The organism is Serratia sp. X10, from assembly GCF_017811775.1.
Classification (GTDB): Bacteria; Pseudomonadota; Gammaproteobacteria; order Enterobacterales; family Enterobacteriaceae; genus Serratia; species Serratia ureilytica.
Window position 1 is genome coordinate 533,461 of the sequence record NZ_JAEIOH010000001.1, and the last position, 14,973, is coordinate 548,433.

At 61.3% G+C, this 14,973-nt stretch carries 12 protein-coding genes; 3 read left to right on the forward strand and 9 right to left on the reverse strand.

Annotation, left to right across the window (positions count from 1 at the left end):
* Positions 1-8: 8 nt before the first annotated feature.
* The 9 genes from J9788_RS02810 to yebS form a co-directional block, all read right to left on the reverse strand.
* Complete coding sequence (locus J9788_RS02810; protein ID WP_370576304.1) at positions 9-2,480, reverse strand: fimbria/pilus outer membrane usher protein; 2,472 nt, start codon at positions 2,478-2,480, stop codon at positions 9-11.
* Between the two features lie 22 nt (positions 2,481-2,502).
* Positions 2,503-3,270, reverse strand: coding sequence for a molecular chaperone (locus J9788_RS02815; protein ID WP_182264596.1), 768 nt, complete (start codon positions 3,268-3,270; stop codon positions 2,503-2,505).
* Between the two features lie 20 nt (positions 3,271-3,290).
* Positions 3,291-3,806, reverse strand: a complete 516-nt coding sequence (locus tag J9788_RS02820; RefSeq protein WP_370576319.1) for a spore coat U domain-containing protein — start codon at positions 3,804-3,806, stop codon at positions 3,291-3,293.
* A gap of 20 nt (positions 3,807-3,826) precedes the next feature.
* The gene (locus J9788_RS02825; RefSeq protein ID WP_182264594.1) at positions 3,827-4,330 is read right to left on the reverse strand and encodes a spore coat U domain-containing protein; all 504 of its coding nucleotides are present in this window, start codon (positions 4,328-4,330) and stop codon (positions 3,827-3,829) included.
* Between the two features lie 2 nt (positions 4,331-4,332).
* A complete protein-coding gene (locus J9788_RS02830) occupies positions 4,333-4,869 on the reverse strand; it encodes a spore coat protein U domain-containing protein (protein WP_046686938.1) in 537 nt (178 codons plus the stop codon).
* 273 nt (positions 4,870-5,142) lie between these two features.
* The gene (locus J9788_RS02835) at positions 5,143-5,679 is read right to left on the reverse strand and encodes a spore coat protein U domain-containing protein (protein WP_046898539.1); all 537 of its coding nucleotides are present in this window, start codon (positions 5,677-5,679) and stop codon (positions 5,143-5,145) included.
* A gap of 265 nt (positions 5,680-5,944) precedes the next feature.
* The gene (gene rsmF / locus J9788_RS02840) at positions 5,945-7,381 is read right to left on the reverse strand and encodes a 16S rRNA (cytosine(1407)-C(5))-methyltransferase RsmF (protein WP_182264593.1); all 1,437 of its coding nucleotides are present in this window, start codon (positions 7,379-7,381) and stop codon (positions 5,945-5,947) included.
* A 102-nt stretch (positions 7,382-7,483) separates the two neighbouring features.
* Positions 7,484-10,114: a PqiB family protein gene (locus J9788_RS02845; RefSeq protein WP_182264592.1), complete on the reverse strand. Its 2,631-nt coding sequence runs from the start codon at positions 10,112-10,114 to the stop codon at positions 7,484-7,486.
* Positions 10,083-11,330, reverse strand: a complete 1,248-nt coding sequence (gene yebS, locus J9788_RS02850; protein ID WP_046898636.1) for a membrane integrity lipid transport subunit YebS — start codon at positions 11,328-11,330, stop codon at positions 10,083-10,085. The genes J9788_RS02845 and yebS overlap by 32 nt, the downstream gene beginning before the upstream one ends.
* 255 nt (positions 11,331-11,585) lie before the next feature.
* Between yebS and J9788_RS02855 the strand changes: the two genes are divergently transcribed.
* From J9788_RS02855 to prc, 3 genes are all read left to right on the forward strand, one after another.
* A complete protein-coding gene (locus J9788_RS02855; RefSeq protein ID WP_033642843.1) occupies positions 11,586-12,083 on the forward strand; it encodes a GAF domain-containing protein in 498 nt (165 codons plus the stop codon).
* 96 nt (positions 12,084-12,179) lie between these two features.
* On the forward strand, positions 12,180-12,890 hold the full coding sequence (gene proQ / locus J9788_RS02860) for an RNA chaperone ProQ (protein ID WP_004931497.1): 711 nt from the start codon (positions 12,180-12,182) through the stop codon (positions 12,888-12,890).
* A gap of 19 nt (positions 12,891-12,909) precedes the next feature.
* A complete protein-coding gene (prc, locus tag J9788_RS02865; RefSeq protein WP_033642845.1) occupies positions 12,910-14,958 on the forward strand; it encodes a carboxy terminal-processing peptidase in 2,049 nt (682 codons plus the stop codon).
* Positions 14,959-14,973 lie beyond the last annotated feature (15 nt).

Sequence of the window (14,973 nt, forward strand, 5' to 3'; positions counted from 1 at the left end):
TCCGTGTGTTACTGGCAGACGAGAGGGCCGACGCGTTGCAGCCCCTGCGGGTTGGCCAGGCTGAAACTGACCTGGCACGGCGGGCCGCCGTCGGCCGGGATTACGCTTAACCGGTTGTGTTGCTGCACCGGATCGATATAGGTCATGCCATCCCACCCGACGTAGCTTTGTTGATTGCCGCCGAGCACCGCCACCTGGCTGCCGTTGGCCAGCGGTTTGCCTTGCGCATCGACCAGCTCCACGTCGGCGGCGGACAGGCGCTGGACGGGGAATTCGACCAGGTAGCCGCTGTGATCGCGGATGGCGACGGTTTTTTCGACCGCCGGCAGGTTAACGTCCGCCGGTAAATTGAGCGGGTCGATTTGGAACTTGGCGTGGTAATACGAGGTGACGGTGGGCACCAGCAGATAACCTTTGTCGTTGGTGACGCCGATGCGCTGGTTCTCGTAGCTGACCGGAATGCCGGCGTAGCCGTCGGTCGATACCAGCGCGAAGGCATCGTTGATGGTGTTGGTGGCATAAACGCCGCCGTTCATCGCGACCAGAGAACCGCTGACTTCGCCCCAGCGGGTGTAGTCGTTACGGTTGCCATACAGCCCGGCGCGGGTTTCCAACAGCGAGGTGCGCCAGGTCACATCCGCCTGACGATAATCGCTGTTGCTGCCCTGGCCGCCGGCATAGGCCAGATTCCAACCGAAACCGCCGTCGGTCGGCGCGGCGCGGCTGTAAGCCACGCGTTCGCTCCAGCGATTGCCGGCGTCACGGGCGGTGCTGACGTTGGCGGTGCCCCAGGTATCGAACGGAATGCTGATCTGCAGCTGAGAGCTGTAACCGTCACCGCCAATCTCGCGGTTCGCCGAGGCGTACAGGCTGATGTTGCGCCACAGCGTCAGGCTGTACGACAGGTTGACCAGGCGAGTGCGCTGGCCGATGGCGTCGCGCACGTCGAAATAACCGGCGCCCAGGCTGCCGAAGCGGCTCAGGCCGATGCTGCCGGTCAGCTGATCGGTGCGGCGGCTCAGCCGATAGCTGCTCTTATAGGTGGAAAGATCGCCAAAGTCCGCGCTGCGCAGCACCCGTTGAGCGTTGAGGCTGAAATACTGATTGCTGTAGGTGTAGCTCAGGCTGGTTTGATCGCCGTGGCGGCCGGCGTACTGATAGACCGGCTCGGCATCCGGTTGCTGCACCGGTTGGCCGGTGACCGGATCGTAATACCGCGGCGTGACCGGCGGGGCGTTGAAAGCGTCGCGGCCCGCCTGGCTGTAGCTGTAGGAGGCGTTGAGCACCCCTAACTGCCCGATGCGCACGCCGGCGCCGGCGCCGGTGACCGCCAATTCCGCCGCACCTTCCGCCCGCCCTTCGATCGTTAGCCAGTCGGTGACGCCGTAACGCCCGCTGCCGCTGGCCACCCACTGGCCGTAGTCCGCAGATCGGTAACCGTAGTTTTGGCGCAGCGCGCCTGCCGACAGGCTGAAATCGCTCAACCCGGCCTGCAGCAGCGAACTGGCGACATAGAACGGCACCGTCGTGCTGATCTGGCGGCCGAGCGCATCGGTCGTCACCACCGTCGCCTGACCGGCGCCGTTGATATAGGGCACGGTATTCAGGGTGAACGGGCCGGGATTCACGTTGGCGGAGGTGTTTTTATAGCTGTTGATGTACAGATCGACGCTGCTCGGCACGGCGGCCTGGCCGGAGAACTGCGGCAGCGGGTAGGTAATGAGATCCGGCCGCGTGGCGAAATTACGCGCCACCTGCAGACCGCCGACGCGCACCGAACTGGTCCAGGGCAGCGAGCCGGTCGTGAGATCGCCGGCGGTATAGCTGAGCATGGTGTCGTCGTCGCTGTAGCGCCAGCTGCTGTCGTAGCGGATATAGCGATTGTTCTGCTGCGCGGCGGTCTCGCCATTGAAGCTGCTGCGGAAAATGCCGGTGTTGGCGATAACGCCGAAGCCGTCGAATAGCCGCTGTTCGCTCCAGGCGGAAAAATAGCCCGGATTGCCGCGCCCGCCGCTTTGGCTGACGTAGGCGTCGTAATTCAGCAAGAAGCCCAGGCTGCTTTGCGCCGGCAGCCGCTGCTCCGGGTTGGCGTCGCCAAGGGTTTGCCTGGGGAGCCAGTCGTTGGGCACCGAGATCAGCAACTGCTGCGTTTCGCCGCTGTAGGTGACGTCGACCTTATCCAGTTGATCGACGGCGATCTCTTTCACCTGTTTGTCCGTCACCGGCAGGCCGGCATCGATCAGCTGCTGAGGCGTTAAATAGTAATGGCCGCCCCGGTAGGCGACCGGCACGACTCTGCCGGTCGGGCGGCCGTTCACCACCGGCTCCAGATACAGCGTGGTATCCGGCATGCTGACGGCGCGGGGCGGCGGTGGCAAATCGTCGGCGGCAGCAGGCAGCGGGCACAGTTCTACCGCCATACAGAGTACGGCCAGGGCCAGCGGCTTGAGCTGCATGCCGCGTGAGGGCGATGGCGACATCCGCATCACCTGCGCCTCGGGCTCAGTAAGACGGAAGGGTTACGGGCTGCTTGTTGTCGTTGACCATCGCCTGCAGCTTGCCGGCGGCGAAACTGCCCGACGGCGGCAGGGCGAAGCGCATTTGCGCACCCGGCAGCACATAGCCCAGCAGCCCGTTGTTGAGCGGCTTGCCCTGAATGCTGACCTGCGACAGACGAGCATGCACGATGCCGTCATTGCGCACGTCGAGCCAGCGCTGGCTGTTTTGTTGCAGCAGCCGGTAGCTGAGCTTCGGCTGGTTGGCGGTGGCGTAGTCGCGCGGGTGTTCGAAGTCTTGCTTGGTCCAGACGCCTTTGCCGCTGACGAACAGCGGCACCGAATAACGCATCTGGAATTTCAGCCCCATCTGCGCGCCTTTGTCGGGCGCTGCGCCATCTTTATCTTTGATCGGCACTTCATCGACCAGGATGCGGTAAGCCCGCTCTTGTCCGGCGGCGGCCGGCGTCTGCTTGATCAGGCGAATCAGTTGGCGTTTGCCGGGGAGAATGGTGGCGACCGGCGGGCTGGCGAGCACGTCGCTCTGGTTGCGGTAATCGTCCTTACCGCCGGTTTGTTGCCAGCCCAGCACGCGAATTTGCATGTAAACCGGCTTGCTGTCGCGGTTTTCCAGCCACAGGGCCGTCGCCTGCTGGTTGTCTTCAATAACCGGATCGATGGGCCAAATCAGAATGGAGGCGGCGGCGAAGGCCTGCGGCTGGCCGGCTAACAACAATCCTGCCAGCAGGGGCAGGCGGAGCAGAGTACTACGCATAATGTGATCCTTTTAAAAGCTCAATAACTCACCGTCACTAAGACCGTATCGTTGTAGGTGCCGCTGGTGGGCAAGGTGCTGCTCGCCATTAAACTGGCGTAGATTTTTATTTCCTGCGTACTGCCGGTGGAGGAGACGGTTTGGGCGGCGCCGCCGTTGCCGCCGTCTCCCCACAAAACGGCGTAGTTGGCATCCTGGTAGAGCTGGTAAATCAGCGTTTCCGAGGTGACCGAGTTCAACAGCTTGCGCCCGCCGGCGATGGAGCCGGTCACGTTATTGCCGACGTTCAATCCCAGGGTGACGCTGAGCCCGGGGTTGCAGCGGATAAGGATTGAGCCCGCGCCGGCGCTCGAGACAATTTTTATCGGGCTGCTTAAAGACGCCACCTGGCCGAAGCTCATGCTGCCGAACGAGGTGACGTTGGTGACGCCGCTGCCGAGCACGCAGCCTTTGATGATCGAAGCGTTTACCGTGAAGTTTTGGCTGACGGTATCGGCATGTGCCGCCTGAGCGCCGAGCAGCGCCGTCAGCAGCAGGGTGCGCAGCGTTCCGTTAATCACCAATTTATCGTCACCTGTACCGTGTCCGTATAAGTGCCCGTCGCCGGCGTCGCCTGCACCGGGATCATGCCGTACACCGGCAGCCAGACGCTTTGACCGATGGCGGTCTGCGTCACGCCGGTGACGTTATCCCAGACGGTGGCGTAGCTGGCGCTGGTATACAGGTTGTAGTTCACGCGGGCGCCCGCCGCGCTTTGCAGATAGCGCGAAGCGGTATTGCCGCTCTGTCCGCCGCTGAGCAGCACCGTGTAACTGGTGCCGTTGTTGCAGTTGATCTGCAGTGCGCCGGCGTTTGCCTGGCCGGTCACTTTTATCGCCGTATTGAGGAAATAGACCGTGCCGAAGTTAAAAGTGCCGAACGTGGTGTTGCCGCCGCTGGTGGTGCCTGCGACACAGGATTTGACCAAGGTAGCGCTGACGCCGACCGTCGCAGTGCTGACGTCGGCGCGGCAAGCGCCCGCCAACGACAGCAGCATGCAGGTGACGGCCAGGCGCGTCATGCTTACCAGGTGACGGTCATGGTGACGGTATCGCTGTACGCGCCTGCCGCCGGGGTGGTGCCCGCGGCGGGCACCAGACCATAGACGATCAACGGGACCGCCGAGCCGGTGCCAGTGCCGGTCAGTACGCCGGTGGTGCTGTTCCACGGCACGGCGTGGGCGCTGTCCTGGTAGAGGTTATAGCTGATGTAGGCGGGCACGCTGCTGGCCATGCGCCGCTGGCTGCCGGAGGCGTTGAGGCCGTTGTCCAGCGCCACGGTGTAGTTGGTGCCGGTGGTGCAGTTCAGCCCCAGGGTGCCGGTGCCGCCGCTGCCGGTGGCGCTGGCGGTGATGACGTTAGCCAGCGACGAGTAGGTGCCGAAGCTGATGGAGCCGAAGTTGTTGGTGGTGCCGGAGCTGTTGCCGCCGGTAACGACGCAGCCGGCGCCGATGGTTAAAGTGACGCCCAGCGTGCCCTGAATGGTGCCTGCCGCAAAGGCGGCGCCAGAGGTGCACAGCAGGGCCGCTGCCGAGGTTAATGCCGCCAGAGTCTTTTTCATCATGGTTCCTTGCCGTAGTAGAGAAGCCTGCCAAAAAGCCCGAAAAATGAGTCAAATGCATTAATCTATTTACAGATTAATTAATAGAATAAGAACGGGAGAATGTCTTGCGGAAAGATTAAAAATTTTATTTATTTTTAAGCGAGATCGCAGGTTGAGTGCAGCGTAAACACATCAGGGGGAATCGTGTTTGAGATAACGAGAGGGTGGATAGGAATATTATTATATTAATGAATAACGGAGCGCCGTGGTGGCGCCCCGTGTCGGCAGGCATCACCAGGTCACGGTCATGGTGACGGTATCGCTGTACACGCCGGCGGCCGGGGTGGTGCCTGCGGCGGGCACCAGACCGTAGACGATCAGCGGGACCGCTGAACCGGTGCCGGTGCCGGTCAGCACGCCGGTGGTGCTGTTCCACGGCACGGCGTGGGCGCTGTCCTGATAGAGGTTATAGCTGATGTAGGCGGGCACGCCGCTGGCCATGCGCCGCTGGCTGCCGGAGGCGTTGAGGCCGTTGTCCAGCGCCACGGTGTAGTTGGTGCCAGTGGTGCAGTTCAGCCCCAAGGTGCCGGTGCCGCCGCTGCCGGTGGCGCTGGCGGTGATGACGTTAGCCAGCGACGAGTAGGTGCCGAAACTGATGGAACCAAAGTCGTTGGTGGTGCCGGAGCTGTTGCCGCCGGTGACCACGCAGCCGGCGCCGATGGTCAAAGTGACGCCCACCGTGCCCTGAATGGTGCCCGCTGCGTTGGCTGCGCCGCTGATGCACAGCAGAGGTGTTAACGAGAGCAAAACCAGCAGAGTTTTTTTCATCATGATTCCTTGCCATGTCAGAGAAAGTCCGCAAAAACGCCACCCAGAGCTGAGTTGCACGCATTTATTTACTTACATTTAAATTAATAGGATAAGAACGTGAAATTGTCTTTATCAAAGGTCAAAACTTTTTAATTGGCACAGGGCAAACGTGCGCGGGTGAAATAACGTGATGGTGAAATGATTAGAATAATAACGAATGGTGATGGGAATATTGTTATCTTTATTTATCGCCGGGGAAAGCGGCTCCCCGGCGCCAGGGCGATTACAGGTGAAAATCCAGCGCGCCGTCGCGCACCAGTTCGCGCGGCAGGTTGTTCTTGATGCGGCTGCCGATGCGTTTGGCGATGCCCAGCGGTTGCCCCTGATAGGTGACGATGCACTCGTCGCCCGCCGGCGGCTGCTCAGGGTAGAGATCGCGGCCGTGATACCACTCCTGGGCCAGCGCGGCGTCCAGCTCGAAATGCTGTTTGCCGTCGGCGCCCGCGAGGGCGATGGCCGCTTCGTGCTGCCAACGGAAACCTTTCGGGAAGCGCTCCGCCAGCTTGAGGCCGATACGCGAGAAGCGCACTTTGCCGAACAGCGGCTCCAGCTCGGCCGGGAACAGCCAGATTTCCTTGTCGCGCTCCCACAGCCGGCTGTCATCGCCCCAGGTTAAGCCGGATGCGGCGGCGGCTTGGGCGATCAGCGCCGCCTCTTTGCCGGACAGCGGGCTGAACGGGAATTTACCGACTTTATAGGTCGGCTTCGCCAACGGCGCCACGGCGTGTTTTTTACGCAGGCGGGCGACGAAAAACCCTTCGCTGTCGTAAATCTGTGGGAAGACGTGCAGGAAGCCCTCGGCGGTCAACGCCTTGTCGGCGCCGGGGAACAGCTCACCCAGCGGCTCGATGCTGACCGCGTCGCCATAGGTGTCCAGCAGCCAGCGCACCACCTGCTGATTTTCCTGCGCATTGAGGGTGCAGGTGGAATAAACCATCACGCCGCCCGGCGCCAGCGCATGAAACGCGCTGTCGATCAGTTCGCGCTGGGTGGCGGCGATCTCGGCGACGCTTTCCGGCGACCAGTTGCTCATGGCGTCCGGATCTTTGCGCACCACGCCTTCGCCGGAGCAGGGGGCGTCGAGCAGAATGGCGTCAAAACTCTCCGGCAGCGCGGCGCCGAACACCCGGCCATCGAAGTGGGTCAGCGCCGTATTCTTCACGCCGCAGCGGCTGATATTGGCGTGCAGCACTTTCACCCGGCTGGCGGAGTATTCGTTGGCGACGATGCCGCCCTGATTATCCATCAACGCGGCTATCTGGGTGGTTTTGGAGCCCGGCGCGGCCGCCACGTCCAGCACCCGATGGGGCACTGCACCGCCGGCGAACAGCGCGCTGACCGGCAGCATCGAGCTGGCCTCCTGAATGTAGAACAGGCCGCTCAAATGTTCGGCGGCGCTGCCCAATCGCAGCTCTTCATCGGCGCGCTCGATCCAGAACCCTTCCGCGCACCAGGGAATGGGTTCCAATCGCCAGTCGTAGTCCCGCACCAGCGCCAGGAAGTCGGCGACGCCGATCTTCAGCGTGTTGACGCGCAGGCTGCGGCGCAGCGGGCGCTGGCAGGCGGCGATAAAATCGTCCATCGCCAGTTCGGCGGGCATGATGGCGCGGGTGGCGTCAAGGAAAGCGGGGGGCAGAAAAACGGCGGTGGATTTGGCCACGGGGCGAACTCTCAGGGTGCAATAAAGACAAGGGCGAGAGTTTATCACAAAGCGGAAAAAAACAGGGCCCGGCATTGCCGGGCCCTGAGGGAAACGCGAAAGTTAATCGCGCGGAATGGCGGTACCCCAGGTTTTCCAGTCCTTCGGCTCTTCCGGATTCAGCAGGAAGTGCTTGTTTGGCGTGGCTTTCGGCGCCAGCGGGATGGTCGGCGGGGTGGCGAAGGCGATGCCGCCGCGAATGAACTGCTGGAAGGTGCCGCTCTTGATCACGCCGCCGGTCAGGCCGAACTGCAGGTTGTAACCCGACGCCAGCCAGAACACGCTGTTGTTGCGCACCAGATGCTGGTACTTCTTGCTGATGCGCAGCGCGACGTGCACCCGATCGGACATGGCGCCGAGGTAGAAACCGGTGATGGTGCCGACCTCCACGCCGCGGAACAGCACCGGCGTGCCGATCTGCAGCGAGCCGGTTTCGGCGGCGTCGAGCACGACGCTCAGCCCATCGAGATAGCGCGAATCGGTGATGCTGGCCTGCTGCAGTTCGAAGGTGCGCAGCTCGCGCCCACGGCCCGGCTCCACGTTGATATAAGGCTGGAGCAGGGTATCGAGGTTGCTGACGCCGGCGGCGGAGATCTCCGGCGACACGATCGAGAAGCGGCTGCCGAGGCGCGCGAAGGTCTGCACGTATTCCGGATACAGCACCGCTTTGGCCAACACTTCGTTGCGCTCCGGCGCCAGCTGCAGCGACTCCACCTGGCCGACGTCGATGCCGAGGTAACGCAGCGGCATGCCCGCCGACAGCTTGCTGGCGTCATAGGTTTTCAGCGTGATTTGGCTGCCCACCGCGCGGGCGGCGGTTTCGCTGGCGTACAGTACGCGGTTGGCGCCTTTGTTCAGCGTCACGCCCTGCAGGTTGTCGAAGCTGATGGCGCCTTTCAGCGCGCGGTTGAGCGGCGAAGCCTGCACCGTCAGGCCGCTGCCGTTGAGCTGCACCTTGGCGCCGCCTTCGGCCCAGAAGATGCTTTCACGGGTCAGCAACTTACGGTATTCCGGGCTGATGTAGACGTCCACCTCAAACTCGTTGGCCTTCGGCCGAACGTTGACGATCTCGCCCACCTGGAATTTACGGTACAGCACCACTGAGCCGGCCTGCACGTCCGGCAGGCTGGTGGCGCTGAGGGTCAGGGTGGTGGAAGGGGCGTTGCCGACGATGCCTTCCTCGGCTTTTTCGCTGTTGGCGTACAGCGGGTATTGGCCACCAGGCTCCCCTTTGCTGCCGGGGATAATGCGCACGCCGCCGTCTACCCACTCCTGCGCGCTGGCGCCGAGCACTTCCATGCCGTCGATCCCCAGCTTGACGTCGAGGCGGCTGTTGACCACGAATTTGCTGTCTTTGTGCAGCAGGCCGCGATATTGCGCATCAACGGCGGCGGTGAATACCACGCCGCCGGCGGTCAAGGTGCGACTCAGGATTTGGCCGACTTTCACGCCGTGCACCACCAGCGGCTGCCCGACGTCGATGCCGTAGCTTTGCGGCGCCGTCAGCGTGACGGTCAACACACCCGGTTGTTGCAACAGCGTTTCGCTGCTGTCCAGCACGTTGAAGCGCTGCTGCGGTTCGCCTTCACCCGGCACCAGCTCCAGCGTGGTACCGGTCAGCAGTTGGCTGAGCTTGGCGTCGTTGAGGCTGATGCGCGGGCTGCGCATCACGATGCGGGTGCCGCTGCGCATCAGATCGACCACCGAAGGATCGATGGTCAGTTCACCGATGACTTTGCTGTCCTGTTGCAACGTCAGCTTGGTCAGGGTACCGACCTGCAGCCCCTGGTACATCAGCGGCGTGCGGTTTTCACTCAAATTGTTGCCGCTCGGCAGATCCAGCAGAATATTGACGCCGCGCTGGCTGTGGGCCAGGTCCGGGTAAAGGGTATAGTTCTGATCGCCTTTGGCCTGCTGGCCATCGGCCGGCGAGTCGAAGGCGATGGCGCCGTTGACCAGCGCCGCCAGGCTCTCCATCTGCACCGTGGCGCCGGACAGGCTGAAATCGCCCTTGAAGCCGGAGACATTCCAGAAGCGGCTGTTGCTCTTCACCAGGTTGGCGAAGCGGCGGTCGATCAGCACGTCGATGGTTACGCCCTTGTTGCCTTCGCTGATGGTGTAGTCATATACCTTGCCGACCGGGATTTTACGGTAATAGACCAGCGAGCCGCTGTTGAGCGAACCCAGGTCGTCGGCGTGCAGGTGAATCATTAGTTCGCCGGTGTTCAGACGGTACTTCGGCTGGGTATCGAGCGCGGTGAAGTGGGTTTGCTCCTTGCCGCCGCCGGGCATCATGCCGATGTAGTTGCCGCCGACCAGCGCATCGAGTCCGGATACCCCGGCCAGCGAGGCCTTGGGCGTCACCAGCCAGAACTGGGTGCCTTCGCGCAGCGAGTCTTCCAGATCGCTTTTGATGCTGGCTTCCACCACGATGCTGCGCAGATCTTTGCTCAGGCTGATTTTTTGCACCGTGCCGACCTCAACGCCCTGGTAGCGCACCGGCGTGCGGCCGGCGACGATGCCCGCCGCCGATTGGAAATCGATGGTGACGGTGGTGCCGCGTTCCTGGAAATTGTTATAGACCAGCCACCCGGCAATCAGCAGGGCGATGAACGGCAGTAACCAGAACGGTGAAATGCGGCGTTTGTTCTTGACCCGCGCTTCAGTCGGTGTAGTCGGCGTTTCCTGTTGCATGTGCATCCCAAATCAATCGGCTATCGAGCCATTCAACGGCAAGAATAGTCAAAATGACCGCCGAGCCAAAGTAAAACGCGGCCGGTCCCATAGTAAAAGATAACAGTTGATCGCGATTTACCAGCGACATCATCAAGGCGATAACGAACAGATCGAGCATCGACCAACGGCCGATCCAGGTGACCAGGCGCAGCAGACGAATGCGCGTCTTCAGGCTGTGCGAGGTTTTAAAGTGGATGCTCAGCAACAACATGATCAGCACGATCACCTTGGTGAAGGGCACCAGTACGCTGGCGATGAACACGATGGCGGCGATCGGCACGTTGCCGGAGGTGGCCAGGGAGACCACGCCGGAGAAAATGGTGTCTTCCAGCCGCGTGCCGTTGGCGTAAATGATGGAAATCGGCAGCAGGTTGGCCGGTATCAGCAGGATCATCGCCGCGATCAGCGCCGCCCAGGTTTTCTGCAGGCTGTAGGGCTGGCGATGGCACATCGGCACATGGCAACGCGGGCAGCGGCCGCGCGCGTCGGGATAGCCGGTATAGTGGCAGGACAGACAAATGTGCAGCGCCGTCGGTGGGCCTTCCGGCTGTTCCTGCGGATAGTAGCGCTCCCACAGCTGTTCCAGGTTGACGTGGATCAGCGTCAGGATGCTCAGCACCGTGAGCGACAGGTAAGCGATCAGCGCGCTGCCGGGCTGGATGTCGGCGTAATCCTGCACTTTGATCGCCGCCACCGCCATGCCGATCAGATAAATGTCCAGCATCACCCACTCTTTGAGCCGCTCCAGCATCAGCAACACCGGGCGCAGGTTCATGCCGAGCGCATGGCCGAAGCGCAGGTAGAGCAGCGACAGCACCAGCGTCAGCGGGGCGCCGATGGTGCAGAATGCCACCATGCTGGCGGTGAGCGGATCGCCCTGGCGGCTCATCTGCCAGATGCCCTCCAGCAAACTGGCGTCGATGCGCGTGCCGAGCAGGCGGATGCTGATCAGCGGTTCGGTGAAAGCGAACGGCATCAGCAGCAGCATGGTGATCGCCATGGCGGTCAGACGCGTCATCGACCAGTCGCGGCCGTGCACCACCTTGGCGTTGCAGCGCGGACAATAAGCGGCCTGATTACCGCTGAGCGGCGGCAGCACGAACAGCAGGTCGCACTCGCAGCAGCGTTGGTGGCGCGCTTTGGAAAGGGGGGCGGTGATCGCGTGTATTTTCATTTTTGACAAGTAGCTGCCCTTGAGCCCGCCGGAACTGTCAGCGTAGCTGAAAAATAAACCGGCCGCGTCACCGGCGATCGGGTGCCGGACGGTAAAACGAGGTAAACCGGGATTCTGAGCGGCAAACATACCCCGAGCGACGGGGTTTTGTGAAGCAACAGATGATTAACCTTGTGGCTATACGCATTTAATGCTTATTTTATAGGGCCTAAGCTTTGGGCTTCTGGCCATCTTCACTGTTTCAATGGTTAACACATGACAAAAGAACAATTCTACGCGGAATTAAAACGTGACCTGAGCGCGTTGCTCGGCGGGGAAACCAACTTTATCGCGGCGCTGTCCAACGCCAGCGCGTTGCTCAACGAGCGTCTGGATGACGTGAACTGGGTCGGTTTCTATCTGATGGATGGCGACCAACTGGTGCTGGGGCCGTTCCAGGGCAAGATCGCCTGCGTGCGCATTCCGGTGGGCAAGGGCGTATGCGGCACGGCGGTGGCGGAAAATCGCGTGCAGCGCGTCGGCGACGTGCATGCGTTTCCGGGCCATATCGCCTGCGATGCGGCCAGCAACGCGGAAATCGTGCTGCCGCTGGCGGTTGGCGGCCGGGCGATCGGCGTTTTGGATATCGATAGCACGGTTTATCAACGCTTCGACGAACAGGACGAAGTGGGCCTGAAAGCAGTGGTGGCGGGGCTTTGTGAGCAACTGGAACAGTGTGACAGTGCGAAATATGTGACTGTGGCGGCAAGTTGATCGACGGTTAACGTGGCAATTACCGATGGCGTCATTATAATGACGCCTGTTCATGCCTGTGGCTTGTTGGCAATACCGTTGTAATCAGGAAATTTCATGGAAAATCAACCTAAGTTGAACTCTAGTAAAGAAGTCATTGCTTTTCTTGCCGAGCGTTTTCCGCTCTGCTTTAGCGCCGAAGGCGAAGCTCGTCCGCTGAAAATCGGTATTTTTCAGGATTTGGTAGAGCGCGTGCAGGGGGAAGAGAATCTCAGCAAAACGCAATTGCGTTCTGCCCTGCGCCTATACACCTCAAGCTGGCGTTACCTGTACGGCGTCAAGGTTGGCGCGCAGCGCGTCGACCTGGACGGCAATCCGTGCGGTGAACTGGAGCAACAGCATGTCGATCATGCTCGCCAGCAGCTTGAAGAAGCCAAAGCGCGCGTTCAGGCACAGCGTGCCGAACAAAACGCCAAAAAACGTGAAGCCGCCGGCGAATCCGCCGATGCCGCTCCGCGCCGTCCGCGTCCAGCCGGTAAAAAGCCCGCTGCGCGTCGCGAAGGCGGAGCCGCGCCGGAAAACCGCAAGCCGCGCCCACAAACTCGCCCACAGCCCGCTCGCCAACCTCGTGCAGCCAAAGAGGAAAGCCAGCCGCGTTATGCGCCAGTCACGGATATCTCTAAACTGCAAATTGGCCAGGAAATCAAAGTCAGAGCAGGCAAGAGCGCGATGGATGCTACCGTACTCGAAATCGCTAAAGATGGCGTACGTGTGCAGCTCTCTTCCGGTCTGGCGATGATTGTGCGCGCAGAACACTTGCAGTTCTGATACGGAGGCCAACCCAGGCATGAACAAATTCGTCAGATTAACAGCGATTGCAGGGCTGCTGTGGGCGGGTGTCAGTTACGGCGCGGAAACAGCCAACATCCGCATCGGCCAACTGCCCCAACTGCAACAGGAACCCCAGCACGCTACGGTGAGTGAGCGCGTCACCTCGCGCTTCACTCGCTCTCATTACCGCCAGTTCGCCCTCGATGCGGAATTTTCGGGCAAGATCTTCGATCGCTACCTGAACATGCTGGACTACAACCATAACGTGTTGCTGGCCTCCGACGTGGCGCAGTTCGCCGGCAAACGCAATCAGGTTGGCGAAGAGCTGAAAACCGGCAAGCTGGACACCTTCTACGCGCTGTTCAATCTGGCGCAGAAACGCCGCTTTGAGCGTTACACCTATGCGTTGTCGTTGCTGGACAAGCCGATGAACTTCACCGGCAACGGCACTATCGATCTCGATCGCAGCAAAGCGCCGTGGCCGAAAGACAAGGCCGAGCTGGATAGCCTGTGGGATGCGAAAGTCACCTATGACGAGCTGAACCTCAAGCTGACCGGCAAGACCGACAAAGAAATCCGCGACACGCTGACCAAGCGTTATCAGTTCGCCATCAAGCGCCTGACGCAAAGCAACAGCGAAGACGTCTTCCAGCTGGCGATGAATGCCTTTGCGCATGAAATCGACCCGCACACCAACTATCTGTCTCCACGCAACACCGAGCAGTTCAACACCGAGATGAGCCTGTCGCTGGAAGGCATCGGCGCGGTGCTGCAGATGGATGACGACTACACCCTGATCAACTCGATGGTGCCGGGCGGTCCGGCGGCGAAGAGCAAGGCGATCACCGTGGGCGATCGCATCGTCGGCGTCGGCCAGGCCGGCAAACCGATGGTGGACGTGATCGGCTGGCGCCTGGACGACGTGGTGTCGTTGATCAAAGGGCCGAAGGGCAGCAAGGTGCGCCTTGAGATCCTGCCGGCCGGCAAGGGCACCAAAACCCGCGTGGTCACCTTGACCCGCGAGCGCATCCGTCTGGAAGACCGCGCGGTGAAAATGACCATCAAGACCGTCGGCAAAGAGAAGGTGGCGGTGTTCGACATCCCCGGCTTCTATGTCGGTCTGACCGATGACGTGAAAGTGCAACTGCAGAAGATGGCCAAGCAGAACGTCAAAAGCGTGATCATCGATCTGCGCACCAACGGCGGCGGCGCGCTGACCGAAGCGGTGTCGCTGTCCGGCCTGTTCATTCCGAGCGGCCCGGTGGTGCAGGTGCGCGACAACAATGGCAAAGTGCGCGAAGACGCCGACACCGACGGCGTGACTTACTATAAAGGCCCGCTGGTGGTGCTGGTCGATCGCTTCAGCGCCTCCGCCTCCGAAATTTTCGCGGCGGCGATGCAGGATTACGGCCGCGCGCTGATTGTCGGCGAGCCGACCTTCGGTAAAGGCACCGTGCAGCAGTATCGTTCGCTGAACCGTATCTACGATCAGATGCTGCGCCCTGAGTGGCCGGCGCTCGGTTCCGTGCAGTACACCATTCAGAAGTTCTACCGCGTCAATGGCGGCAGCACCCAGCGCAAGGGCGTGACGCCGGACATTCTGATGCCGACCGGCGTCGATCCGGCGGAAACCGGCGAAGCGTTTGAAGACAACGCCATGCCGTGGGACAGCATCAATGCGGCGACCTACAGCAAGACCGGCGATATGGCGCCGTTCGAGCCGGAGCTGCTGAAAGATCACCAGCAGCGCATCGCGCAAAATCCGGAGTTCCAGTACATCGCGCAGGATATCGCGCATTACAAGGCGCTGAAGGATAAACGCAACATCGTGTCTCTCAATCTGGCGGTACGTGAGAAAGAGAACCACGATGACGACGCGACCCGTCTGAAACGCATCAACGAGCGTCTGGAACGTGCGGGCAAGAAGCCGCTGAAATCGCTTGACGATCTGCCGAAGGATTACCAGGAGCCGGATCCGTACCTGGATGAAACCGTGCATATCGCGCTGGACCTGGCTCATCTGGAAAAGGATCAGCCCGCTCAGCAGCCGACGCCGGCCAAATAAGGCCACGGCTTTGCC

What these genes read in the sequence shown, in the direction of transcription:
- J9788_RS02810 (WP_370576304.1), bottom strand. Translation starts at nt 2,480, where the DNA reads ATGTCGCCATCGCCCTCACGCGGCATGCAGCTCAAGCCGCTGGCCCTG.
- J9788_RS02815 (WP_182264596.1), bottom strand. Translation starts at nt 3,270, where the DNA reads ATGCGTAGTACTCTGCTCCGCCTGCCCCTGCTGGCAGGATTGTTGTTA.
- J9788_RS02825 (WP_182264594.1), bottom strand. Translation starts at nt 4,330, where the DNA reads ATGACGCGCCTGGCCGTCACCTGCATGCTGCTGTCGTTGGCGGGCGCT.
- J9788_RS02830 (WP_046686938.1), bottom strand. Translation starts at nt 4,869, where the DNA reads ATGAAAAAGACTCTGGCGGCATTAACCTCGGCAGCGGCCCTGCTGTGC.
- J9788_RS02835 (WP_046898539.1), bottom strand. Translation starts at nt 5,679, where the DNA reads ATGAAAAAAACTCTGCTGGTTTTGCTCTCGTTAACACCTCTGCTGTGC.
- J9788_RS02845 (WP_182264592.1), bottom strand. Translation starts at nt 10,114, where the DNA reads ATGCAACAGGAAACGCCGACTACACCGACTGAAGCGCGGGTCAAGAAC.
- yebS (WP_046898636.1), bottom strand. Translation starts at nt 11,330, where the DNA reads ATGAAAATACACGCGATCACCGCCCCCCTTTCCAAAGCGCGCCACCAA.
- J9788_RS02855 (WP_033642843.1), top strand. Translation starts at nt 11,586, where the DNA reads ATGACAAAAGAACAATTCTACGCGGAATTAAAACGTGACCTGAGCGCG.
- proQ (WP_004931497.1), top strand. Translation starts at nt 12,180, where the DNA reads ATGGAAAATCAACCTAAGTTGAACTCTAGTAAAGAAGTCATTGCTTTT.
- prc (WP_033642845.1), top strand. Translation starts at nt 12,910, where the DNA reads ATGAACAAATTCGTCAGATTAACAGCGATTGCAGGGCTGCTGTGGGCG.